25 protein-coding genes are annotated in these 24948 nt (G+C 42.0%); 15 read left to right on the top strand and 10 right to left on the bottom strand.

Annotated elements, in window-relative coordinates; genetic code table 11:
- Positions 1–135: 135 nt before the first annotated feature.
- The 7 genes from K1I44_RS06830 to K1I44_RS06800 are packed head-to-tail and all read left to right on the top strand — an operon-like array spanning position 136 to position 5607.
- Positions 136–843 carry a phosphoadenylyl-sulfate reductase gene (locus K1I44_RS06830; protein ID WP_219985705.1) on the top strand — a complete coding sequence of 236 codons (708 nt, stop codon included), beginning with the start codon at positions 136–138 and terminating at the stop codon, positions 841–843.
- Positions 844–856: 13 nt separating this feature from the next.
- Positions 857–1903, top strand: a complete 1047-nt coding sequence (locus tag K1I44_RS06825) for a sulfate permease (RefSeq protein ID WP_219985704.1) — start codon at positions 857–859, stop codon at positions 1901–1903.
- 44 nt (positions 1904–1947) lie between these two features.
- A complete protein-coding gene (gene sat / locus K1I44_RS06820; protein ID WP_219985703.1) occupies positions 1948–3024 on the top strand; it encodes a sulfate adenylyltransferase in 1077 nt (358 codons plus the stop codon).
- Positions 3024–3611 carry an adenylyl-sulfate kinase gene (cysC, locus tag K1I44_RS06815; RefSeq protein WP_003398598.1) on the top strand — a complete coding sequence of 196 codons (588 nt, stop codon included), beginning with the start codon at positions 3024–3026 and terminating at the stop codon, positions 3609–3611. Before sat ends, cysC begins: the two co-directional genes overlap by 1 nt.
- A gap of 9 nt (positions 3612–3620) precedes the next feature.
- Positions 3621–4394 (top strand): uroporphyrinogen-III C-methyltransferase, encoded by a 774-nt coding sequence (gene cobA / locus K1I44_RS06810; RefSeq protein WP_003398596.1) that lies wholly within the window; start codon positions 3621–3623, stop codon positions 4392–4394.
- Between the two features lie 3 nt (positions 4395–4397).
- Entirely contained in the window at positions 4398–5105 is a 708-nt protein-coding gene (locus K1I44_RS06805; protein WP_003398595.1) for a sirohydrochlorin chelatase, read from the top strand.
- 4 nt (positions 5106–5109) lie between these two features.
- Complete coding sequence (locus tag K1I44_RS06800; protein WP_003398594.1) at positions 5110–5607, top strand: NAD(P)-dependent oxidoreductase; 498 nt, start codon at positions 5110–5112, stop codon at positions 5605–5607.
- 25 nt (positions 5608–5632) lie between these two features.
- Here the strand turns inward: K1I44_RS06800 and K1I44_RS06795 are convergent, their stop codons facing one another.
- A complete protein-coding gene (locus K1I44_RS06795; RefSeq protein ID WP_255573279.1) occupies positions 5633–6364 on the bottom strand; it encodes a DUF4397 domain-containing protein in 732 nt (243 codons plus the stop codon).
- 112 nt (positions 6365–6476) lie between these two features.
- Here K1I44_RS06795 and K1I44_RS06790 point away from each other — a divergent pair, with 112 nt between their 5' ends.
- Entirely contained in the window at positions 6477–6755 is a 279-nt protein-coding gene (locus tag K1I44_RS06790) for an acylphosphatase (protein WP_003398592.1), read from the top strand.
- Positions 6756–6771: 16 nt separating this feature from the next.
- Here the strand turns inward: K1I44_RS06790 and K1I44_RS06785 are convergent, their stop codons facing one another.
- The 4 genes from K1I44_RS06785 to K1I44_RS06770 form a co-directional block, all read right to left on the bottom strand.
- The gene (locus K1I44_RS06785) at positions 6772–6918 is read right to left on the bottom strand and encodes a FeoB-associated Cys-rich membrane protein (protein WP_219985701.1); all 147 of its coding nucleotides are present in this window, start codon (positions 6916–6918) and stop codon (positions 6772–6774) included.
- Between the two features lie 14 nt (positions 6919–6932).
- Positions 6933–8936, bottom strand: a complete 2004-nt coding sequence (gene feoB, locus K1I44_RS06780; protein WP_219985700.1) for a ferrous iron transport protein B — start codon at positions 8934–8936, stop codon at positions 6933–6935.
- Positions 8933–9163 carry a FeoA family protein gene (locus K1I44_RS06775; RefSeq protein WP_003398589.1) on the bottom strand — a complete coding sequence of 77 codons (231 nt, stop codon included), beginning with the start codon at positions 9161–9163 and terminating at the stop codon, positions 8933–8935. Before K1I44_RS06775 ends, feoB begins: the two co-directional genes overlap by 4 nt.
- A 97-nt stretch (positions 9164–9260) precedes the next feature.
- Entirely contained in the window at positions 9261–9977 is a 717-nt protein-coding gene (locus tag K1I44_RS06770; protein WP_219985699.1) for an arginase family protein, read from the bottom strand.
- 178 nt (positions 9978–10155) lie between these two features.
- On the opposite strand from K1I44_RS06770, the gene cdr reads away from it, so the two are divergent.
- Positions 10156–12591, top strand: coding sequence for a CoA-disulfide reductase (gene cdr / locus K1I44_RS06765; protein WP_219985698.1), 2436 nt, complete (start codon positions 10156–10158; stop codon positions 12589–12591).
- A 128-nt stretch (positions 12592–12719) separates the two neighbouring features.
- On the opposite strand, the gene K1I44_RS06760 is transcribed toward cdr, so the two are convergent.
- A complete protein-coding gene (locus K1I44_RS06760) occupies positions 12720–13409 on the bottom strand; it encodes a TerC family protein (RefSeq protein WP_003398585.1) in 690 nt (229 codons plus the stop codon).
- A 214-nt stretch (positions 13410–13623) separates the two neighbouring features.
- Here K1I44_RS06760 and K1I44_RS06755 point away from each other — a divergent pair, with 214 nt between their 5' ends.
- The 3 genes from K1I44_RS06755 (at position 13624) to K1I44_RS06745 (ending at position 18283) form a co-directional block, all read left to right on the top strand.
- Positions 13624–14073, top strand: a complete 450-nt coding sequence (locus tag K1I44_RS06755) for a C40 family peptidase (RefSeq protein ID WP_003398583.1) — start codon at positions 13624–13626, stop codon at positions 14071–14073.
- Positions 14074–14218: 145 nt separating this feature from the next.
- Positions 14219–16357, top strand: a complete 2139-nt coding sequence (locus K1I44_RS06750; protein ID WP_255573267.1) for a putative bifunctional diguanylate cyclase/phosphodiesterase — start codon at positions 14219–14221, stop codon at positions 16355–16357.
- Positions 16358–16384: 27 nt separating this feature from the next.
- Entirely contained in the window at positions 16385–18283 is a 1899-nt protein-coding gene (locus K1I44_RS06745; RefSeq protein ID WP_219985697.1) for an HD domain-containing phosphohydrolase, read from the top strand.
- Positions 18284–18349: 66 nt separating this feature from the next.
- Here K1I44_RS06745 and K1I44_RS06740 read toward each other — a convergent pair whose 3' ends face one another.
- Positions 18350–19831, bottom strand: a complete 1482-nt coding sequence (locus K1I44_RS06740) for a methyl-accepting chemotaxis protein (RefSeq protein WP_219985696.1) — start codon at positions 19829–19831, stop codon at positions 18350–18352.
- Between the two features lie 105 nt (positions 19832–19936).
- Entirely contained in the window at positions 19937–21010 is a 1074-nt protein-coding gene (locus tag K1I44_RS06735; RefSeq protein ID WP_003398581.1) for a nitric oxide synthase oxygenase, read from the bottom strand.
- A 234-nt stretch (positions 21011–21244) separates the two neighbouring features.
- On the opposite strand from K1I44_RS06735, the gene K1I44_RS06730 reads away from it, so the two are divergent.
- Entirely contained in the window at positions 21245–21613 is a 369-nt protein-coding gene (locus tag K1I44_RS06730; protein ID WP_219985695.1) for a hypothetical protein, read from the top strand.
- 20 nt (positions 21614–21633) lie between these two features.
- Here K1I44_RS06730 and K1I44_RS06725 read toward each other — a convergent pair whose 3' ends face one another.
- Both K1I44_RS06725 and K1I44_RS06720 read right to left on the bottom strand, forming a co-directional pair.
- On the bottom strand, positions 21634–22797 hold the full coding sequence (locus K1I44_RS06725) for an immunoglobulin-like domain-containing protein (RefSeq protein ID WP_219985694.1): 1164 nt from the start codon (positions 22795–22797) through the stop codon (positions 21634–21636).
- Complete coding sequence (locus tag K1I44_RS06720; protein WP_003398577.1) at positions 22784–23269, bottom strand: sigma-70 family RNA polymerase sigma factor; 486 nt, start codon at positions 23267–23269, stop codon at positions 22784–22786. Before K1I44_RS06720 ends, K1I44_RS06725 begins: the two co-directional genes overlap by 14 nt.
- Positions 23270–23504: 235 nt before the next feature.
- On the opposite strand from K1I44_RS06720, the gene K1I44_RS06715 reads away from it, so the two are divergent.
- Positions 23505–24557, top strand: a complete 1053-nt coding sequence (locus K1I44_RS06715; RefSeq protein WP_219985693.1) for a 4Fe-4S dicluster domain-containing protein — start codon at positions 23505–23507, stop codon at positions 24555–24557.
- The gene (locus K1I44_RS06710) at positions 24535–24825 is read left to right on the top strand and encodes a cytochrome b/b6 domain-containing protein (protein WP_219985692.1); all 291 of its coding nucleotides are present in this window, start codon (positions 24535–24537) and stop codon (positions 24823–24825) included. Before K1I44_RS06715 ends, K1I44_RS06710 begins: the two co-directional genes overlap by 23 nt.
- The last annotated feature ends 123 nt before the right edge of the window (positions 24826–24948 follow it).

Here is a 24948-nt window from a genome sequence, read left to right as displayed (position 1 = left end):
ACAAACAGTATAATCATGTTTTTTTTCGTTTGCCATGCTGTTTTTAAAAAATAAATTCCGATAGAAAAACTAGGATTGACATTCGGTTGAATTGTGTTAAAATTTAAAACAATCAAACAGTGAGGGTGATGAAGCATGATTACGTATGAAACGTGGGATGATGTTCAAAAACCTACTTTTCCAATAGATAACGAGGAAAAAGGGGCTGTACATGTATTGACATGGGCATACGACCATTACGGTGATGATCTTTTATATGCATGTAGCTTCGGTATTGAGGGCATCGTTTTAATTGACCTTATTTCTCAAGTGCGGAACGATGCTGAAATTGTGTTTCTCGATACGCATGTACATTTTGCTGAAACGTATGAAACGATCGAACGTGTGAAACAAGCGTATCCTCGCTTGCGCATTCATTTGCAGTCCCCATCTTTATCGCTTGCAGAGCAAGAACAACAATTCGGGGCTGAGCTTTGGAAAAAAGATCCGAACAAATGCTGTGAGCTAAGAAAAATTATTCCACTACGTCAAGCGATAGCAGGGAAAAAAGCATGGATTTCTGGACTAAGGCGGGAACAATCACCTACCCGGCAACACGTCCAATTTATAAATCTCGACAAAAAGTTCAAAAGCATTAAAGTTTGCCCGCTCATTCATTGGACGTGGAAAGATGTATGGCGCTACGTTCATCGGCACAATCTTGCCTACAATCCGCTTCATGATCGCGGGTATCCGAGCATCGGTTGCGCGCCATGTACAGCACCTGCTTATACGGAGGAAGATTTACGCTCTGGGCGATGGGCCGGGCTAGGGAAAACAGAATGCGGCTTACATGAGTCGTAAAGGGGGGAAGGCATTGGTTATAGCTGCTTTTATTATCGCCTTTTTCTTTGCGATGAACATTGGAGGAAGCGGGGCGGCAGCAACGATGGGAGCCGCTTACGGATCAGGCGCGTTATCTAACAAGCGTATCGCTTTAGTCATATGCGCTATCGCGATTTTCCTCGGAAGTTTAAGCGGAGGAGAAGTAGTAAAAACGATCGGCTCTGGTATTGTTCCTTCATCCATTTTACAAACGGAACTTGTCGTGATCGTTTTAGCTGCAGCAACGATTTCATTATTTGCCGCAAACGTTCTTGGCATTCCGCTATCAACGAGCGAAGTAACCGTAGGATCGGTCGTCGGAGCAGGAATCGCTTATCAAAGTTTATATGTCGGCAAACTGCTTTGGATCGTTTCGTTTTGGCTCATTACACCGCTTGCAGCTTTTTCGCTCGCTTTTTTAATTGGCAAATGGTTAAAACGAAAAACGTTTCAACAAAACAAATGGATCGGCTTTTTGCTTGTTATTGCTGGTTTTTTTGAGGCGTTTTCAGCTGGAATGAACAACGTTGCGAACGCCGTTGGCCCTCTCGTTGGAGCAGGCTTGTTATCGGTGCAACACGGCATCATATTTGGCGGACTGTTCGTTGCGCTCGGTGCACTTTTTTTCGGCAGTCGCGTATTAGAGACAAATGGGAAAAAAATTACCGCCTTCTCACAATTAGAAGGGTGTATTATTTCCGGGATCGGTGCAACGCTTGTCATTATATCTTCTTTGTTTGGTCTTCCCGTCCCGCTCACCCAAATTACAACATCAGCCATTATTGGTATCGGTACAACAAAAAGCGGCTTTTCGATTTGGCAAAAACAAATTGTTATTCAAGTGCTGAAAGTATGGGTCGTTTCCCCTATTTTCGCGCTAGCTGTCTCATACAGCTTAATTAAATTATTGCTTCATAGCGATATATATACAGCCATCGCCATCGTTAGCGTTTGTTTCGCTACGCTTGGCACAATGAGCTTAAAAAAGACGATGACAGAAGAGCGCCGTTCATTTCACGAGCATGGCGGCGGCATTTAATCCTAGTTATTTTATAAGAATAATAAGTTTAGGAGGCGTCTAAGATGAAACAAATTCCATTAAGTAAAGCTGAATTAAGTGATCTCGAATTACTTGCCATCGGCGGATACGAACCGCTTACAGGCTTTTTAGGAAAGGATGATTATGATTCCGTTGTCGAAACGATGCGGCTCACAAACGGAGCAGTATGGAGCATTCCTATTACGCTTGCGGTAACTGAACACGATGCGAAACAGCTGGCGCTCGGTGACGAAGTCCAACTCGTTTATGGGAAAACGGTATACGGAACAATGGAAGTGCAACATATATACCGCCCTGATAAAAGAAAAGAAGCTCAACTCGTTTATCAAACAGACGATGTCGCACATCCAGGGGTAAAAAAGCTATTTGAAAAACCAGACGTATATATTGGTGGACCAGTCAATCTCGTTCAACAAACAAATAAAGGAATTTTTTCACCATTCTTTTTCACGCCAAGCGAAACAAAACAACGATTCGCAGAGCTCGGCTGGAAAACGGTCGTCGGATTTCAGACGCGCAATCCCGTTCATCGCGCGCATGAATACATTCAAAAGTGCGCCCTCGAAATCGTGGATGGTCTTTATTTAAATCCGCTCGTCGGGGAAACGAAAGATGATGACATTCCAGCCGATATTCGCTTAAAAAGTTATCAAGTGTTGCTTGAGCATTATTATCCAAAAGACCGCGTCTTTCTTGGGGTGTTTACAGCTGCTATGCGTTATGCTGGTCCGCGTGAAGCCATTTTCCATGCGCTCGTGCGCAAAAATTTCGGCTGCACACACTTTATTGTCGGCCGCGACCATGCAGGAGTCGGCAACTATTATGGCACATATGACGCACAAAAAATTTTCTTACAGTTTACAAATGAAGAACTCGGCATTACTCCGCTCTTTTTCGAGCATAGCTTTTATTGCACAAAATGCGAAGCGATGGCGTCAACAAAAACATGCCCGCACGATGCAACAGCCCACGTCGTTCTTTCCGGGACGAAAGTACGGGAAATGTTAAGAGCTGGTGAAATGCCGCCAAGTACATTTAGCCGCCCAGAAGTTGTGCGCGTGCTCATGGACGGCTTACAAACAGTCGGAGGTGGACGATGATGAATATCGTTTGGCATGAAGAGAGTGTGACAAAGAAAGATCGAAGAAAAAAAAATAACCATCATAGCTTCGTTCTTTGGTTTACTGGGCTATCAGGATCAGGTAAGTCTACATTAGCCAATGCAGTCGCTAAAACGTTATTTGAACAAAACATTCAATGCTATGTGCTTGACGGGGACAACGTACGCCACGGTTTAAATAGCGATTTAGGCTTTTCTGCTGAAGATCGCACTGAAAACATTCGCCGCATTGGCGAAGTTGCGAAGTTGTTCGTAGACAGCGGACAAATTGTGCTGACTGCCTTTATTTCTCCTTTTCGTCAAGATCGCCAACTTGTGCGCGACAAACTAGAACAAGATGAGTTTGTTGAAATTTATGTCCGCTGCCCGCTTGAAACGTGCGAACAACGCGACCCAAAAGGGCTGTATAAAAAAGCGAGACGTGGCGAAATTCGCGACTTTACCGGCATTGATTCACCGTATGAACCGCCAATTTCTCCAGAGCTCATCGTTGATACGGATGAACATTCCATTGAACAGTGCGTACAACAAATCATTGCTTATTTACAACATAAGCGATGGATCTAGGAGGAAAAAATGGGAAAAGTATATTTAGTCGGTGCCGGTCCTGGTGATCCTGAGCTAATCACAGTAAAAGGATTAAAATGTATTCAACAAGCGGACGTCATTTTATACGACCGCCTCATTAACGAACAGTTGCTGTCGTATGCAAAACGTGATGCGGATTTGATTTATTGCGGAAAGTTACCTAATTACCATACAATGAAACAAGAAACGATCAATCACTTTTTAGTGAAACATGCAAAAAAAGGAAAAATCGTGACGAGATTAAAAGGCGGCGACCCATTCGTATTCGGGCGCGGTGGTGAAGAAGCGCAAGCGCTTATGAAACACCACATCCCGTTTGAGATCGTCCCAGGCATTACATCGGGCATCGCTGTTCCAGCATACGCGGGCATTCCTGTAACACATCGCGATTTTAGCGGAAGCGTAGCCTTTGTCACAGGTCATCGGCGTCTCGATGCAACAGATGCGATCCAATGGGAGCATTTATCTAAAGGAGTCGATACGCTCGTTATTTATATGGGCGTCAAACATCTCCCTCTCATTTGCAAGCAGTTGCAATTGTATGGCAAGCGACCACAAACGCCTGTGGCGATTATCCAATGGGGAACGCTTCCTGAACAACAAACAATCGTAGCCACGTTACATACGATTGTCGATGTTGTGAAAAAACAGCCGGTTTCTAATCCAAGCATCATTATTGTTGGAGAAGTCGTGAAGCTACACGAACAACTTCAATGGTTTGAAACGATGATGAAAGAAAAAATTGCGCACGGAATGAGGTAGCATATGAAAGCTGTTCTATACATTTGCCACGGAAGTCGAACGAAAGAAGGACAAAAAGAGGCGATTGCTTTCGTCGAGCGCCTCTCTTCTTCCATTTCTGTACCGATTCAACACGTATGCTTTTTAGAATTATGTGAGCCGAACATTATAACAGGTGTAGAGCGTTGTGTTCGCGATGGGGCGACGACCATTTTCGCTATTCCGCTTTTATTATTGTCAGCGAACCATGCGAAGCGTGACATCCCATTTGAACTAGAGAAAGCAAAAGAGATGTTTCCTTCTGTAACGATCACGTACGGAAAGCCATTCGGTGTACAACACGATATGATTTGTGCGCTACGCGATACGATTGAAGAAGCGGACGCCATTATGCTTGTTGGCCGCGGAAGTAGTGACAATGAGGCACAAGAAGACTTTAAGCAAATCGCCTATCTATTACAAAAAGAAACAAATATTCCTGTATATCCATGTTACTTAGCAGCTGCTTCCCCTTCGTTTTCCGATGTCGTCGCCTCCCTTGCCCATGCGGCGCGCTATAAACGAATAGCTGTCGTACCATATATTTTATTTTTTGGTCAACTGCTTCATTACATTGAAGAAACGTTACAATTTTACCAAACAAGCCGTGTATCGTTTACGTTGTACCCACCCGTTCGGACGTACGACGTATTGGACCGACTCGTCGAAAAACAAGTGAACGAATGGATGTGAACGTATGTTTCCTCTTTTTGTGCGAATGACAGGAAAAAAAGTCGTCATCGCTGGGGGAGGCCAAATCGCTTATCGTCGTCTTCTTCCTCTTCTCGATGAAGGGGCTTGCATTACCGTCATTAGCCCAACAGCTATCGATGCCATTGTTCATTTAGCTGAGCAAAAAAAAATCATATGGCATGCCCGCCACATTGAGCCGGCCGACTATGTTGACGCATTTTTCATTATTGCTGCAACGAACGATCGACATGTCAATGAACAAATCGCTACACATGCAGCACCAAATCAGCTTGTCAACGTCGCGAGCGATCATCTTGTTGGTAACGTTCATGTTCCTGCTTTTTTTTCACGTGGGAAATTAAAAATTGCGATTACGACAGGCGGAGCCAGTCCGATACTTGCTAAGGAAATAAAAGCGCAGCTCGAACAAATATTTGATGAATCGATTGCTCATTACATCGAAGAGCTATATGAGCAACGGCAAAAACGAAAAGAGCCTTGACCATGTTGATCAAAGCTCTTTTTTCTTATGCTTCCAATACTAGCACTTCTAATGCAGGAGTGCGGGATACGTAACCGACGGCAACGACCGTATAAGACTTATTTGGTTGGAAGCGTACATTGGGAATAGATAAAACAACTTGATTTGTCCCTGATACACGCACATCGACGTGCAGCTTTTCATTGACGGGCGCTTCAATATAGTCTGTTACTTTCCCAAACGAAGCATTTCTAAACAGAAGATCACCGCCCCGCAATGCAATATCTACCGCAGGGGCATCTGGTGAAAAGTGAGCAAAACGAACTTTTGCTTTACCGTATGGAGCATAAGGTTCATCAATAATCGGAAGGAGCTGCAAGCGATGCACATCACCAATGACGGCAAGCGTATAGGCCATTTTCGGCAATACGTTCACCGTCTGGCTGAGCACTGGGGACGTCGTATGTCCTGCTGGATAAATGTCGACGCGATGTTCCCCTTTCGGCACTTTCATATATTGGCTTAGTTGTTTATATTTCATATTGCGCAATACCTTTTGTCCATTAATATACACATCGACCGCTGGAGCGTTAGGTGAAGCATGAAATAGGCGGACACGCCCATCGTCATCATCTCGTTCTTCCTCGCGCACCTTCACCATTTTTTCTACATACTCCATATGTTTTCGCATATACTTTTCATATTGATCCCGATCACGATATTGATAGTAACGCGCGAATAAATCGTACATAACCGCTTTTTGAATGTAGCGATCCATTTCGTTCACAACAGTCCCTCCTTCTAAATCGTTTTACGTATTCAACGTATGCAACACAAGGTAGGCTGTTGTATGATTTTTATAGAAAATTTTTTGCGAAGGAGATAAACGTATGATCGTTCGTTATTCCATTGTTGCGCATGGACGTGTACAAGGTGTAGGCTTTCGCTACTTCGCCCAATATGAAGCAAGACGACGTGGATTGACCGGATGGGTAAAAAACTGCGATGCTGATCATATGATCGAAATGGAAGTGCAAGGGGAAGTCGAACGGGTAGAGGGATTCATCGATGAAATAAAAAAAGGACCGCCGTTTGCGCGTGTCGAGCGAATCGAGCAATATGCCATCCCTACCGTTCCTCACGAAGCTACTTTTCGGATTATATACTGAAAAAAGCTGACCGAAGTCAGCTTTTTTCATGGCAGCTCGCACCGCATGATCCTTTCACTGAGCAAGTTGCGCATGTACCGCGTTTGCTTTTTTGAATGAAGCGAAAAATCGTCCACCCCGCATATCCGAAAATGACCGATCCAATAACAACATTTGCGATCATTCGTATCCCTTCCTTTAGAAGCCAAGCATGCTTCCGATTTGATAAATGACAAATGAAACGATATAGGCTAAAACGAGCGCATAACCAATGGAAAACATCGTCCATTTCCGCGAACGAGTTTCTTTATAAATGGTCGCCACAGTTGCTAAACATGGAACATATAATAAAACGAATGCCATAAAGCTAAATGCTGACAGCGGTGTAAAGTGTGATGCCATCAATCCTTGAAGTGACTCTACATCCGGCACGTGATAAATGATGTTCATCGTTGACACAACGACTTCTTTTGCTAAAAATCCAGTTAATAGCGCCGCACCTGCTTGCCACGTTCCAAATCCAAGCGGAGCAAGAAGCGGTGCAAGTACACCACCAATTAATGCTAAAAAGCTGTCGTCCATATTTACGTTCATACCGTTCGGACCTGCATACGATAATAACCAAATAGCAACTGAACCACCAAAAATAAACGTCCCTGCTTTTTTGACGAATCCTTTCCCTTTATCCCACGTGCTACGCCATAGCGCTTGCCATTGCGGCATACGGTATGGCGGTAATTCAACAACAAATACGGACGCTTCTTCTTTTAAAATTGTCAATGAAAATAGTTTCGCAAGTATAAGTGCAAGTGAAACACCAAGAACGTATAAAGAAAGAACGACAAGCGCCTGATTTGCCGCAAAAAACGCACCGACAAACAAAGCATATACCGGCAAACGGGCCGAACAAGACATGAGCGGCGTTAACAACATTGTCACTAGACGCTCTCGCGGCTGTTCGATCGTTCGCGCTGCCATAACGCCAGGAACGTTACAACCAAATCCGATAATAAGCGGAATAAATGCTTTTCCGTTCAATCCGACCGCTTCCATTAATCGGTCCATAACGAGCGCTACACGTGCCATATACCCCGAATCTTCTAAAAAAGAAATAAAGAAAAATAAAATAAAAATTTGCGGTACAAAAACAAGGACACCGCCTACCCCTGCGATAATACCATCAACAACGAGCGCGCGAATAAATTCAGAAGCACCGATCGCCCCTAACATCGCCGTCACAAAATCGGTGAGCGGACCTGCAAAAAACGCATCAAGCAAATCGGAGAGCGGTGCCCCGAGCCAATCAAATGTGAGTTGAAATAACATGTACATCGCCAGTAGAAAAATCGGAATGCCGACATATTTATTTGTGACTACCGCATCGATGCGGTCTGTCACCGTCACACGCGCAATTTTTTGGCGTTGCACTGACTGTTCAATCACTTCTCTTACAAATGAGCGACGACGTTCGTAAATGAGCTGATCAAGCGATGTTTGCTCGGCTTGTTGCACTTCTTTTTCTGCTTGTTCGTATAATGAACGCCACGTTGTTTCCGGCAATTTTTCTGCTACATAATCACGGACGTAGCTATTTCCTTCATAAAATTGAATGGCGAGCCAACGGGCAGGGAATTTCTCCTCCGCTCCCCACGTCTCAACAAAACGCGCAATCGCTCGTTCCAACGCGATTCCGTAATATATGTGGAGCGGTTTCACTTCTTGAGGCACTTTTTCCATTAACATGCGCTCCACTTGATCGCACCCTTTTCCCGTTCGAGCAACGACTGAAACGATAGGTACATGCAACGCTTCCGCTAATTTTTGTTGATCGATGGATATCCCCCGTCTTTCTGCCACATCGACCATATTTAAAGCAATCATTAACGGCTTACCGAATTCCAATAGCTGAACAGTCAGTAATAAATTTCGTTCTAGTTGCGACGCATCGACGATATTTAAAATTTCATCGAACGGCTCCGTCAATAAAAATTGCGTCACAACTCGCTCATCACGAGACAGCGGATGAAGCGAATATACGCCCGGTAAGTCAATCATCTTTGCTTGTTTATTGCGCAAAACGCCCACCTTTTTTTCAACCGTCACACCGCTCCAGTTTCCGACATACTCATACGTCCCTGTGAGCTGATTAAACAACGATGTTTTCCCTGTATTTGGGTTACCTACTAACGCAATATGCATCATAACGGCTTCACCTGAATGTTCTTCGCTTCATTGCGACGGATGCCGACACATTGTCCACAATTCTCAATCATAAACGGCCCACCAAGCGGCATCGTACATTTTAAGCAAATCTCTGCCCCTTCGGTTACCCCCATATCTAGCAATCTTCTTTTTACTAAGTTGCTTACTTGTGATAAATCAACAATTTTTGCACGTTCCCCAACTCGTAATTGCGTCATCGCAACCATACGTAATCCCCCAATTAATAATGATAACCTTTCTCAATATGCATTATAATACCATCAAAAGAAAAAATCTATCTTTTTTTACCATGTTCACAAAATGTTAAGACGCCGATGATATCGAGATATGTTTGAAACATGCACGTATAATCGCTTCATTTGCTTTTTCGTTTTTCGCACAAAATGAAACGTCTTCACCACATATATCAACACCGAGCACATGCTTGTAGCGAAAAAGATGGTCGATATACGTCACGAGCGTCTGTAATGGCATCGTCCCTTGATCCCAGTTTGTTTGGGCGTCTTTTGGACGAAGCACATCTTTGTCGATACTTATATATACATTATTTGTCGGAATGGCGCGCACAATCGTCATTGGCGCGTACATCATATCGCTTTTTGGAAAGATAGTTACACATGAAGAGACGTGCGAAGTTGCTGAACCGATGATGACAATGTGTTTTAATGCTGGAACGTGTTTTTGAGCGTATGATACCCATGAGCCACACGAGAGAAGCGGAAACAACGTTTGCTCGTTCATATCTGTATGATGGTCCAACAAAACGAGCGTAAACGGCTCATGAAACTGCTTCATTAATACATATGACACGTAGTGGTAATTTCCGCTCCCGATGAACGTAATTCCTCTCGCCTGACGAGAAGCAAGTCGTTTTTCAATTTCCTGAATGGCTTTACTATCGCAATACAAATTCGTTCCGTTGATGTCATACATATCGATCCATTCATGAGGAAAACGAAGAAGATTTCGCTGCCACGTATACGTATCGTCGAAGTTTAAAAACGTTACACTTGGATGCATATTTCTTCCCACCCTTGTGCAAGTTTTCTCTTCAACAAAATTATACAAACATCTTGGCAATACATACAACGACGTTTTTGGAGAAAATATTCACATATTCGTCACAAACAAATACTAGTACCCCTTTATCTATTTAGTTACTTGTGATACAATTCACAATGTAAGGAGGATGATGAACATGTCTAAAAAAATCGTCATCGTTGGTGGCGTAGCCGGTGGGGCAACGACAGCTGCCCGCTTACGTCGTTTAGATGAACAAGCAGAAATCGTGATGTTTGAACGTGGAGAATATATTTCATTTGCTAACTGTGGTCTTCCATATTATATCGGCGGTGCCATCGGCGAACGCGACGCCTTGCTCGTCCAAACCGTTGAAGGAATGTCGGAAAAATTTAACCTCGACATTCGCATTCAAAGCGAAGTGATCGCGATTAACCGTGAACGGAAAACGGTAACTGTAAAACATTTACCAACTGGAGAAACGTACGAAGAAAGCTACGACTATCTTGTTTTATCACCGGGGGCAAGCCCAATCAAGCCAAATATTCCGGGCATTGAAGAAGCAAGCAACGTATTTACATTGCGCAACATTCCAGATACCGACCGAATCAAAGCGCATGTCGATGAAAAGAAACCGAAAAAAGCTGTTGTCATCGGCGGTGGCTTTATCGGGGTGGAAATGGTTGAAAACTTATGGGAGCGCGGCATAGACGTGACGCTTGTTGAAATGGCGAAGCAAATTATGGCACCTGTCGACTACGAAATGGCAGCCATTCTTCATCAACATATAAAAGATAAAGGGGTACGCCTCATTTTAGAAGATGGGGTGGCAGCATTTGAACAACAAGGAAAAATCGTTCGCCTACAAAGCGGAACAACACTTGAAGCGGATATGGTCGTCTTAGCTATCGGTGTAAAACCAGAAAACGAGCTAGCAAAACAAGCGGGTTTAGCTATTGGCGAACGTGGTGGCATTCAAGTGAATGAATGCTTACAAACATCCGACCCTTCAATCTATGCTATCGGTGATGCCATTGAAGTGATCGACTACATTAACGGTCAACCGACCCACATTCCGCTCGCTTGGCCAGCGAATCGACAAGGACGAATCGTTGCCGACCATATTAACGGTCGAAACGTACGCTACAACGGAACGCTCGGCACAGCGATCGCAAAAGTGTTTGATATGACTGTTGCAGCAACAGGCAACAACGAAAAAACGTTGCAACGCCTTGGCATAAATTACGAAGTGTTACACATTCATCCGAATTCACATGCAAGTTACTATCCAGGGGCGTTCCCAATCGCATTAAAATTGTTGTTTGAGCGGAAAACAGGACGCATCTTTGGTGCCCAAGCAGTTGGTTACGACGGTGTCGATAAACGAATTGACGTCATGGCCACAGCGATTAAAGGTGGAATGACTGTATTTGATTTACCAGATTTAGAATTAGCTTACGCACCGCCATATTCATCTGCCAAAGACCCCGTCAATATGGCAGGATATGTAGCAACGAATATCATTGAAAATATGGTCGAAACAATTCAATGGCATGAGGTGAATGAATTAATCAAAAACGGGGTGTGTTTTGTCGATGTGCGTGAAGAAGTCGAACGCGATATGGGCTTCATTCCAGGATCGATCAACATCCCGCTCGGGCAATTACGCAAGCGACTTCATGAGCTTCCGAAAGATAAAACGATTTACGTCTATTGCCAAGTAGGGTTGCGCGGTTATTTAGCTGCACGTATATTAGCTCAACACGGATTCCATGTGAAAAACTTAGATGGCGGATATAAAACGTATGCTGTCGTTTACAGCGAACAATCCGAATCCGAAGAAAGAAAGAGCGAAGAAAAGCAGATGGAGCGTGTAGACATGTTGAATATTCAAGCAACAACTACGCTAGATGCATGCGGACTACAATGTCCGGGACCAATTATGAAAGTATATCAAACAATGGAACAATTGAAAGACGGCGATGTATTAGAGGTGAAAGCAACAGACCCAGGATTTGCTCGCGACATTCAATCGTGGTGTAAAAAAACAGGCAACACGCTATTAAAAACGACGTTCGAAAATAAAATGTTTGTCGCCTACATTCGAAAAGGAACGGAAATAACTAACGGAACAGAAACGAAAAAAGATGGGGCAACAATCGTCGTTTTCAGCGGTGATTTAGATAAAGCAATCGCCTCGTTTATTATCGCATCTGGCGCCGCTGCAATGGGGAAAAAAGTGACAATGTTCTTTACGTTCTGGGGGCTAAATATTTTGCGAAAAAAAGACGCACCTCCTGTTCAAAAAGATATGCTTGAAAAAATGTTCGGCATGATGATGCCAAAAGGCGTTCATGATCTACCGTTATCAAAAATGAACATGGCTGGCATGGGACCGAAAATGATTCAATATGTCATGGAAAAGAAACATGTAGACGATGTCGAAACGTTAATGAAAAATGCGATGGCTGCAGGTGTCAAACTTGTCGCTTGCTCGATGTCGATGGACATTATGGGCATTAAAAAGGAAGAATTAATTGATGGAATCGAAGTCGGCGGCGTCGCAACATATTTAGGAGATGCAGAAGAAGCAGGATTAAACTTGTTCATTTAAAAAAATCGGGCTATCTCATCGCAGAGATAGCCCTTTCAAGTATATTCACAGGGGGATCGGGGGAATACACTTAGCATTATCCATTATGACCATTGTTTTTTATTTTATACATATGACCAAAGAAATTTTTAGGCCATCTTCCGTTTATCCATTTTTTTATTCTTAACATATCCAGCTAATAAAACAAATGCAGTAACAACGATAAGAAATATGGACGCTTGCGAACCTTGTGGAAAAGCGATCCATTTTATCATTTGCTCATCCTTCAACAACATTTCCCCTGCTGTCCATGCTAAAATACCTGAACCAACGTACGGAATCCACTTATATTTTTCCATTGCCAATACGATGGCCTTAGATCCAAAAATCATAATGGGAATGCTAATGGCAACACCGAAAGCAATCATGCCGATATGTCCACCGGACGCTCCAGCAATCGCAACGACGTTATCTAAACTCATGACTGCATCGGCTACAATAATGGTCCAAATTGCCTTCCATAAACGATCAGCTGCTTGTACGTTCGGATCTTCCTCCTCGTTGATTAGCACCTTATATGCAATCCAAAGCAACAGCAGTCCACCGACAAAATGAATAAACGGAATTTGTAGTAAAAAGACGATGACTGCTGCGAATAACACGCGTAAAACTACCGCTCCTGCTGTACCAAATATAATCGCTCGATTGCGTTGCTTTTCCGGTAATCGCCGTGTAGCCATGGCGATTACAATGGCATTGTCCCCAGATAAAATAATATCGATGGCGATAATTTTTAATAAAGCGACAATCGCTTCTGACGAAATGATCCATTCACCCATTATAGTTCCCCTTCTTCAATATTGTTCTCCACTATCTTATCGTGAAGCTCGTCTACATTCAACTTTTCTGTTCCGACATATATGCCTTCTCTTTTACAAAAAACGACCGTTGTAATGTATTTGTAACATAATTTAATGGCTATGTAACAATTTTTCGACATCTTTTTTGCTATAATGAACTCGTCGATGGAACAAGTCTTTGGAGGTTCAAGCAATGAAAAAAGCTCTAGCCACTACCGCTCTCTTTATGTTGCTATGTTTCACGTTTTTTGCAAACCCTTTCAAAACAGAAGCCGCGTTCTCAGCTAACACGCTGATTGCTGAAGCGCACAAAGTGATTGGCACACCGTACCGTGCAGGAGGAACGACACCGAAAGGATTTGACTGCTCTGGTTTTGTTAGCTATACATATAAAAAAATAGGCGTATCGCTTCCACGTTCTTCTAGCGCGATGTATACGAAAGGGCATCCTGTTTCTCTGAACCAATTAGCACCGGGAGACTTACTATTTTTCAAAACATCGAAACATAAAGGAATCTCCCACGTTGCGATTTATATCGGCAATGGTCGTATGATTCATGCGACATCGTCGAAAGGAGTTAAAGTAGACTCGATTCACCAATCTTATTGGAAACAACGTTTTGTTGGCGCTAAACGATTATAATGCGAAGGCGAGCACTTCATGCCGAACGTTTTTCGACGCGGAGTGCTTGCTCTCGACGGCAAAGCAGGGAATGTTCCCTGCTTTTTTTCATGATTTTTTCATTTTCTCTCCCATTTTTCCGATATATAATGTATGTAACATGGGGATGATGGAGGGACATAACACCGATGACAAAAAAGAAAAGTGGACGATGATCGTAAGCGTCCTTGCAACGATATGTTTTATTTCCATTTTGCTGTTTCGTCCGTCACTAACAATGACGTTTGAACAAAATCACTTTTTATCGCTTCACACCATTCTTGAATTTTTCGGTATCACGGTCGCTATGGCCATTGCGTTTCAAGGATGGATTTCGTTTCCGCAAGCTTTGTCACGTCGACGCTTGCGCATTGCGACGACATTTTTAGCTGTAGGTTTCCTCGATTTATTGCATACGCTTACATATAAACAAATGCCAGGCATTGTGTTTGCGGATAGTTCCGTTCAGCTTGCAACGTCTTTTTGGCTAGCTGCTCGGCTCACACAAGCTATATTTTTATTGCTCGCGTTTTGGCTTCCTGACGGTCCGATCCAAGAGAAAGAAAAAGTGCTAGGGTTCGTTGTTCCTTTGTTATATGTAGGGCTTTTATCGATAAGTATCGTTCATTTTGCGCACTCCTTGCCGCCACTTGTCGTTGAAGGGCTAGGAACAACTCCGCTAAAAAACGGAGTAGAGTACGTCATCACCGCATTACACATCATCACGATTATTTTACTCATTCAACACTATAAGAGAAAACGACTAGCGCCGACGCTTGACGTCATCATCGGCTTCGTCTTTTTATTTTTAAGCGAACTTATTTTCACGTTGTACCGAAACGTGTATGATGTGTTAAACATATTCGGGCACGTATATAAAGTCATTGGCTTTTCTTACTTTTTGCGTGGTTTATATTTAGCATCGTTTAAAGAACCGTTTCAAGCGAGAGAGCGCGCCGAGCAAGCGCTCGCTAAAAGTAAAGAGCAATTAAAGAAACAAGCTCTATTTGACGAACTGACGAATTTGCCGAACCGACGTTATTTTATAGATGCACTTCGCGAACGGATAAACATAGCGAAAGAAAAAAAGGAAAATGTCGCTCTCTTTTTCCTTGATTTAGATAACTTTAAAAACATTAATGACTCGCTCGGGCACGCAGCTGGCGATCTTTTATTACAGGCTGTTGCTAGACGTTTAAACCATTTGCACGATCACTTCGTCGCTCGACTTGGGGGCGATGAGTTCGCGATCATCGTCTCCGATGTCCCATCGTTTGAACAAGTTGCTCAACAAATAATCGATATACTTGGCGAACCTTTTTTCATTCGTCAAAAAGAATTATTTATTACAACAAGTCTCGGCATAAGCATATGCCCAATACACGGAGAAGATGAAATGACATTAATTCAACACGCTGATATGGCGATGTATGAAGCGAAGAAAAAAGGAAAAAATCAATGGGCGATGTATGATCCAATATTTGAACGGGAGCGTATACGAAAATCACTTATTCGCCAACGGCTGCACATCGCTTTAGAACAACGGGCTATTTCTGTTCATTACCAACCTATTATAGATATGAAACAAAATGAACTCGTTGGTATGGAAGCGTTGGCACGCTGGACAGATGAGGAGCTTGGTTTCATTCCACCGCATGAATTTATTAGCATCGCGGAAGAAGACGGCTTGATCATTCCACTTGGGGAATATATTTTCCAGACAGCTATTTATGATTTAAAACGGCTACACGAACAAGGTATGAATCACGTCTATGTCAGTATTAACTTATCGCTTCGTCAGTTAAAAAGCGAGCAATTTCTTTCTTTTGTTCAGCGCTTATTGGAGCAAACTTGCTTGCAACCACACCATATTGAATTAGAAATTACTGAAAACATCGCTTTAAGTGATGAGAAGCAAGTCATTGAAACGATTCAAGCACTAAAACAAATGGGCATTCGTATTGCGATTGACGATTTCGGTAGCGGCTATTCATCGATCGCCTACTTACGCCATATTTCCGTCGATACACTGAAAATTGATAAATCGTTTATTTTCGAAGTCGTCACAAATGAACATACTGCCAAATTAACGGAAGCCATTATCGCGCTTGCTCATCAGCTTCAACTACACATTGTCGCTGAAGGAGTAGAAACTGAGCAACACGTCTCATTTTTACAATCTACCCATTGTGACAAAGCGCAAGGCTATTTATTTAGCCCGCCTGTTCCATTCGAACAAGTTGTAAAACAGCTGCAGACTACTTAGATATGATAAAGGGGAGAGTTTTTGGGGATGAAACATATACAAGTAACAGACAAAAAACGACTTCATCAGCTACGTTATACAGGGGTAACAGAAGAAAAGCTACAATCAATTTACAATCATCACAATGTATTACAACCGTTAGTCAAAGGAATTGTGGAAGATTTATATAAGGAGATATCATGTATTCCTTCTTTACGCAAATTAATTGAAGAACATTCGACATTAAGACGATTGAAAAAAACACAAATCACATATTTAAATGAATGTTTTGCAGGGATCATTGATGACGAGTATATTCAAAAGCGGTACAATATCGGCAAAGTGCACTCCGAAATCGGACTTGATTTGAAATGGTATTTAGCTACGTATACGAAATATGTTGAAATTATTTATAAACATATCTCTCCCGTTTTGCCGAATGAAGCAATGAACATTTTATTAGCTATTCATGCACTATTTTCATTTGACATGCAGCTTACCCTTGAAGCATATGAAATGGCTGAAATTGAAAAAGTGGCCCACCCGCTCCGTTACGAGTTGCACAAACTGCAGAAAGCGAATGGTTTTTCCGAACAAGATTTACAACATCTTGATCAATTTAGCGGCTATATTTCATTTCGTGTTGATGTGGTCATGGAAGCATTTCGCCAATCGTTCTCCCAACGATTATGGGAAGATTATTCATATAGCTTTTTCGAACGCGAGAAGTTTTTCAATTATGTTAAAAACTTTTTATTGCAATTTTTCCAAGAAAAAATTTATTACGATATGGAGGCATACTTCCGCATTATTCGCGACTGGAGTCGATTAATTATCGATCAAAAATATCATGAAAGTTTTTTCCATATTACAACCGAATCTATTTGTGAAGCTATAAAAAAAGTATTTTTAACGAAAGAATATTTGCATGACCCATATATTGTCCAGTATATTCATTCGTTTGAACGATTTTCTAAATTTACACTTTCGATTATGCAAGAAATTATTCGACCGTACTTGTTTTTACGTGATTTCGATTTTCTCGATATTTATGCTTACGAAATTAGCACGATTGACTTTGGTCGCATTACATGGATTGATGAGAAAACAAAACGGTTGTTAAACACTATTGGTATAGAAGAAGAATATCCAATTGGACGACGTTGTTATGAACTATTCCATAAACGCACCGTACCTTGCTCGGGTTGTCCAGCACTAGAAGAACGACCAGAACCATTACTTGCAACGTTTGAAAATGAAAGTGGTCCCCACTATTATAAAGTTCGGCTTTTGCCGCAGAATAAAATTTTTGAGCTATCACGTGCGCTTCTCGTCATCCAAGACGTGACAAAAGAAGCAAAAGTGATGTTTGATACGCTTGAGCGGCTGCTTCAACTCGCTGAATATCGCGATGATGATACAAAAAATCATGTGCATCGTATCGGTATTCTTTCCAGCATGCTTGCTCGCTTGGCAGGATGTGATGAACAATTTGTAGAAGACATTCAAATTGCAGCTAAATTTCACGATATTGGAAAAGTCGGTATCCCTGATTATATCTTAAACAAACCCGGTAAACTGACGAAAGAAGAATGGGAGTCCATGAAAACACACGTACTCATCGGCCATCAAATTTTAGCTAACCTCGATTTACCTGTCATTCAAATGGCAGCAAACATCGCCCAAACACATCATGAGTGGTGGAATGGACAAGGGTACCCGAATGGTTTAAAAGGGGAAGAGATTCCGTTAGAAGGAAGAATTGTGGCAATTGTTGACGTGTTTGATGCATTGCTACCTAAACGTATTTATAAAGATGCCTTTCCGCCAGAAAAGGTAAAGGAGATTTTGCTTGACGGTCGCGGAAAACAATTCGATCCGAAATTAATCGACTTATTCATTACGATGTGGAACGATTTTCTTGAGACAAGGGAACGCCTAGCGTAAATGTAATGTAACAAAAATAAAAGCACCCCCAAATATTTCATGTGAAATTCGGGGTGCTTTTCCCTTTTATACTATTTGTTGTTGAATGGCCGCGGCACGATGGGCTGTTTCTGTTACATACGCTGCTATTTGTTCATTCGCATCTTTTAAATGTTCTACTGTTGCACTCACCTCTTCAAGCGAAGCGCTCGATTGTTGAATGAAAACTGAAAAATCGCTGATGGAACGGTCCATTTTTTCTCCTTGTTTCTCTAACTTTTCGCTAATGATAAAAAAGTGTGATAGCTGCTCTTGTAAGTAAGTTAGCGATTGATATAGCTTTTCGAAGTAAGCGTTGACTTCACCTGTCAACGTCTCATTTTTTGTCAATTGTTCGCTCGTTTCATCCATCCGCTCCAGCAACTCATTGTTGCTTTCATTCACTTCTGCCAAATTGCGAACGATTTGTTGTGTCGTCTCCTCCGTTAACACAGCTAGCTTGCGAATTTCTTCAGCGACAACCGCAAATCCTTTTCCATATTCCCCTGCGCGTGCTGCCTCGATTGTCGCATTTAATGCCAATAAGTTCGTCTGATTTGTAATTTGATTAATTTTTTTTGTTAACTCATTTGTACTCGCAATTTTGCTCGTTAACGCATTTAATGTTGTCCTTGTGGCATGAATGACTTCGTGAAACTTTTCTGTATGCATCAATAACAAATGCATTTTTTGCATGCCCGCTTGCGCCATCTCGCTCGATTGTGACGAATGTTCTTTCAGTTGTCTAGAAGTCTCGTAAATGCGCTCACTCATCACCTTCGCTTCCGCTACTTCATCGTGAATATCAATGACTTGCTCACTTTGTGCCTGACCCGCTACCGCAGCTTGACGAATCGCTTCTTTCATTTCTTCTTGCGCTTGCACATGTTGAAGTACTTTTTGGTGAATATGTTCGACGTTTTCAATAATATGCTTTACTTGTTGTTCGAGCTCATGTCTTCTTGCTGTTTGTTTTTCTTTTTCCTCGTGCGCCTGCCCAACGTGTTCAACAAGTTGATGAAACTGCTTGCGGCTTAGATATAGCAGCACAGAAAGCGCGATACCGATCATCACATAAACAATAAACACCGTATGTCCTGTTTTTTGAAACACTTGTTGAAAAGGAGAAGGAACGAGTGCACTAATAACTAAAATGATTCCCCCAAGTAAAATACCTGTAATAAACAGTGTACGATTTAGATGTAAAACTGACAACACAACTAAACAAAAAGCAAGGGCAATCGTTCCTAAGCTCCCTCCAGTCGTAAACAGGCTGACTAAAGTGGCCAAAAATAATATAAAAATAATAAAGTATGGGTAAATCAGCTCGTACTTTTTCATTTTTCTTAAAGCTACATAAACGCATACATTCAGAGCCAAACTCCCTCCATAGATGGCGATCTTCTCTACTCTCTCTCCAATCAAAATAAGCCCGATCACACCTGTTACTGCACTAAACGTGTAAATAAGAAACAAGAAAAAATTTTTCTTCCTCAGTTCTTCCGTTTTGAGTTGCTCGATGAAATCCACACACCCTTCCCCCTTCTTCTTTTTTCTATAACTATATCAAAAAAATAAGAATATAGTAAGTATTATTCTGAAAATTAGGAATATATTCATATAAAAAACACCGCATCAATGACGGTGCTTTTCATAAGGACGTTCTTGGTAAAAATAATTCGGTTTTACAATTGTATTATCATAATATTGGTGAAAAATGTGCGTCGTCGCTGGGGATAGTGGTGGAATAAGCCAAGTCCAACTGCCCGTTACTTTCCTTCCTGCTTCTTGTTCTTGTTGTTCAAAACGCTTAAACTGCTGGGCAGCTGTATGATGATCGACTATGCTCACCCCTGCTTTTTTGTATGAATATAAAACGGCGATATTTAACTCGACAAGCGCTTGATCTTTCCATAATGTGCTGTTCCTCGACATATCGAGCCCCATGCACGATGCAATTTTCGGAAGCATGTTGTATCGGTAATCGTCAGCAAAATTGCGCGCACCAATTTCCGTTCCCATATACCAACCGTTAAATGGCGCCGCTGTATAGCGTATGCCCCCGATTTCTAAACACATATCCGAAATAATCGGTACCGCATACCACTTCAACTGTAGATCATGAAACCACGAAAACGTCGGATGCTCAATCGGCACTTCAAGCACAATCTCTTTTGGAATAGGGAATAACTTCGGCGGTCGGCCATCAACTTGAATAACGAGAGGTAAAATATCAAAGTGCGTTCGATCCCCTCTCCATCCTAGCTGTTCACACGCTTTCGTGAATGAAATGGACGATGAATCACCGATGACCCCATGCTCTGTCTCGTAGCCGGCATAGCGAATAAGCTGATGATTCCAAATACGCACACGCTCAGGACGAAAAATAGTAATTGTCGGCCGAATTTTCCCGCCATTTGTCGCAAACATGATATGGTCAAATAGCCGCTCTGCTATATCTTCTTCTCGTTCAATGGTGCGTGCATCAAACACATGAAGCGTTTGCCAAAACAGGCGCCCGATGCACCGATTGCTGTTGCGCCATGCCATGCGCGCCCCATGCTCAAGCTCTTCATATGTATGTTCATACGTACCGGTTTGTTCAATTTCTCGTTTCACTTGTTGCAACCGCTCATGTATTTCATCATCGTTTTTTCCTAACTCTGTATAACATAAAGTGATAAATTGTTCCGCCTCTTTCCATAACATGTATGCTCGTCACCCCATCATCGTATCTCCTTACTACAATACATCATATATAGAGAAAATGAAAATAAAGAGCGCATATTTTCTTATTCCGATCCCTGTCTTTATGATTTATAATAGATATCGGGGAACGGTCTTCACCTACACTACCACACAAACAAAACCTCTTCTTAACACCCAACATGCCACATAGCTGTTTCCCTTTCTACTTTTCCAAACGAAAGGAGGGATATAAATATGGAGCGTACGTTGCTACAAATTTTGGACAAGCTTGAAAAAATGGAAACAAATATGGTAACGAAGCAAGAACTTGCAGAAATCAAAGCAGAACTTGAGAAAGTCAAAGCTAATATGGCAACAAAGCAAGAACTGCAAGAAGTCAAAGCTAATATGGCAACAAAGCAAGAGCTACAAGAAGTCAAAGATCATATGGCAACAAAGCCAGACTTCATGCTTGTCCAACAAGCCGTACTTGAGACAAATGAAATCGTCAAAAAGCTAGAAAGTAAAATCGACACCCATGAGCAACTATTGACTCTTCTTTCGCATCGCTCTCTTGAACATGAGGCAGCCATTTCTAGCATTCGTTTCATTTTAACAAAATAAACGAGGGAACCTCCCCTCGTTTATTCGATATGTCCTAACGTATATTCGTCCCCCTTTCGAACGATAACGACATAAAATGTCCCCATCCATTCGTTTGTATGTGCGTGTGTCACAGTCACCTTCACTTTCACTTCCTCTTTCTTGTTCGTTTCATTCGGCTCCCAATAAACGACCGATGGCTCAACGTTAACTCGTTCCCCATTCAAAAACAACACTTTTGGACCTGCATATCCTTGAATAGCTTCAATTTGACCACTATCGGGTGGCATCGATTCGGCAATCATTTGTTCATCAGAAGATACAGGTCGCTCAGCCTCATATATCGCTAACGCATCATCAGTCATTTTATCAACGAACAACGTGCCGACATCCGCTTCCATCGAGAAATTCACTTGTTCTTCCCCTTCATACATCGGATATATGTGCAACCCTTGGCGTCCCGTCCGCGTTGAAACAAGACGGTTATAGCTACTATAAACAGAAAAGCGTTGGTCCCTCTCGCATGTCAGTTTCACATCTTGATTTTCGCTCGTTTCAAATGGTTTCGCCTCAATATACGATTGGAAGTTTGTTAGCTTTTGATCGACAACATCAAATTCAATATATCCAGTTAGATGGGCTGTATCCGTATAATACGTGCGTACTGTACGATATTTCCCATTTGTTAACGGTTGATTTAACAACGAAAAATCGATCCCATCCTTCACCGTTTGTCCCTTATCAATTAATGCAAGCATTTCAATAAATGCGAGATCGTTCGTTAACGTTGTCGACAACCATGCCTGTTTTTTCTCATCGTACTTTTCGATCGTATACGCATATCCAAATGAAATAACACCATCACTTTTATTTGTAACTGAAAAATGGAGCTTTTGATCGTTTGGATCATACGTCACGTCATGAATGACTAAATACGTATCATATATTGCCGTCTCCATTTTCGCCATATCCTCCCCCTTTCCATGTTCCATCATGATTTCTTGTTGCGCTTCATCTCTAGTAGGCTGCGCCGCATGCAAGCTGACCGCCAATAGTACACCCGCCGCAACAACAGCAACGTACGCTAGACGAAACGATTTTCGCTTATTCCCTTTTTTTTCAATCTCAGCCATTACTTTATTTTTCAATTCTTCCGTCACGACAATATGTTCCATCTCTTTTTTATATCGCTCACGCAAAATCATACTCCCCTTTCAATTTGTTTTTTAACATCTCCCGCGCACGTGCAAGCAACGAGCGGACGGTACTTTCTCTCTTCTTCAACAGTTGAGCAATTTCTTTCGTCTGATATCCTTCGTAATAAAACAAGTGGACGACTTCTCGATATTTGACTGGTAGCGATGTTACCGCTAACATAACTTCAAAGCGATCGCGATGATCAACAGATGGGGAATGAATCCATTCCTCATATACATCCATTTTTCGATGCGTAAATGATTTTAACTTATTTTTACATACATTAACTGTCACTCGTATGAGCCATGCTTTCATATGCTCTCCATTTTGTATTCGGTCCATATGCTCATATAACTTAATAAATACATCTTGAAATACGTCTTCTGCATCATGTTGGTTTTTCATATACGTATACGCTAGGCGCAACACCATATTCCCATATTCATCCATAGCGAGTTGGATTTGTTCTTTTGTGCACAAAGAAACGACCTCCTTTCACTTCATATACAACTGAACAAACAAAAATGTTGCAACCGATCGAAATTTTACTTTAAGTATATAGAAAGACAGCGAGAGGCTTCCTGCATGTTGTCATTCCAGCTTATGCACTTCCTTGTCACAAATCTGTCAAAAACGATATCTCTTTTCTTCTTTTCAACCGAAGTGGTCTTTATTAAAATACCTATTAGGGTATATAAATAAGGAGGTTTAGATAATGAGTGAAAAAATAAGCCGACGAACATTTTTAAAACGATCAACAGTCGCTGGCGCAACAGCTGGAATATTGCTTGCGACAAAAACACCTGGGTATGCACAAACGGACAAGTCAGATGAAAGTACGTTAATTGGTTCGCTTATTGACTTAACAAAATGTGATGGTTGTGCAGCTTACGACACCCCCCTATGCGTCACAGCTTGTAGACAAAAAAACGAACATCGTTTTCCACAACCGCAAAAACCAATCAAAGACTATTGGCCTCGGAAAAAACATGAAGATTGGTCCAACGAAAAAGACCGCACAGACCGTCTCACTCCTTACAACTGGACATACGTTGAAAAAGTGCAAGTAAACTGGAATGGCGAAACGAAAGAAGTTGCCATCCCAAGACGATGTATGCATTGTCTCGATGCACCATGTCAAAAACTTTGTCCGTTTGGAGTCATCGAGAAAACGAAACACGGGGCGGTAAAAATTGACGAAAACTTCTGTATGGGTGGGGCGAAATGCCGAACAGTTTGCCCTTGGGACATCCCACAGCGCCAAGCAGGTGTCGGGTTATATTTGAAACTAGCTCCTGAGTTAGCTGGTGGGGGAGTCATGTACAAATGCGACATGTGTGCCGATTTACTTGAGGAAGGAAAAAGCCCGGCTTGCGAAACTGCCTGTCCGAAAGGAGCAATTGAGTTCGGTCCGTACGAACAAATTCGCAAAAAAGCGTATGAGCGCGCAAAAGAAATCGGTGGCTTCATTTATGGCGACGTTGAAAATAGTGGTACGTTAACACTGTACGTCTCAGACGTGCCGTTTGATAAAATTAACGAAGCGATTGAAACGAAAAAACAAGAAGAAAACGACACTCGTTTCGGTCGTCCGCATATGAAGCCTGAAGTCGAAAATATGTTAGAAACAACGCACGGATATATGCTAGCTACGCTTATCGCTCCGATCGCTGGCGCAGCCGCAGCTGGCATCACCGCTTATAAAGTATTATCCGGACAGAAGAAAAAGGAAGGGGGAGATCGTCATGAATCAAAAGAAGAAAAATAAAATTTACCGTCAACCACTTCCAAATCGCTTTGTCCATTGGGGAATTGCCATTTCCATTATTATGCTGATCATTACAGGTATTGGCCAAATGCCGGTATACGGTCGCTATTTAATCGTTCAACCGTTCGGCACAAAATGGCTCACATCGTATGAGGTAACATTATGGGTGCATTACTTTTTCGCTGCAACTCTCCTTTTCTTTACAACGTATCATGTCGTTTACCATGTGATAAAAAAAGAGTTTGACATTTGGCCAAAAAAAGGGTAACTATTCAGCCACATCATAAAGTGAGCTGAATATTTTTTGCTTTTCCTGTCTATGATGTGAATATTGATAGACAAGGAGGTGAATCACATGTTGACGGTACAACAAGCTGTATTTACAGTTGAG

Source organism: Anoxybacillus sp. ST4 (assembly GCF_019448545.1).
In the GTDB taxonomy this organism is placed as follows: Bacteria; Bacillota; Bacilli; order Bacillales; family Anoxybacillaceae; genus Anoxybacillus; species Anoxybacillus pushchinoensis.
The sequence above is the reverse complement of the archived record's forward strand: the minus strand, read 5'-3'. Positions and strand labels throughout refer to the sequence as shown.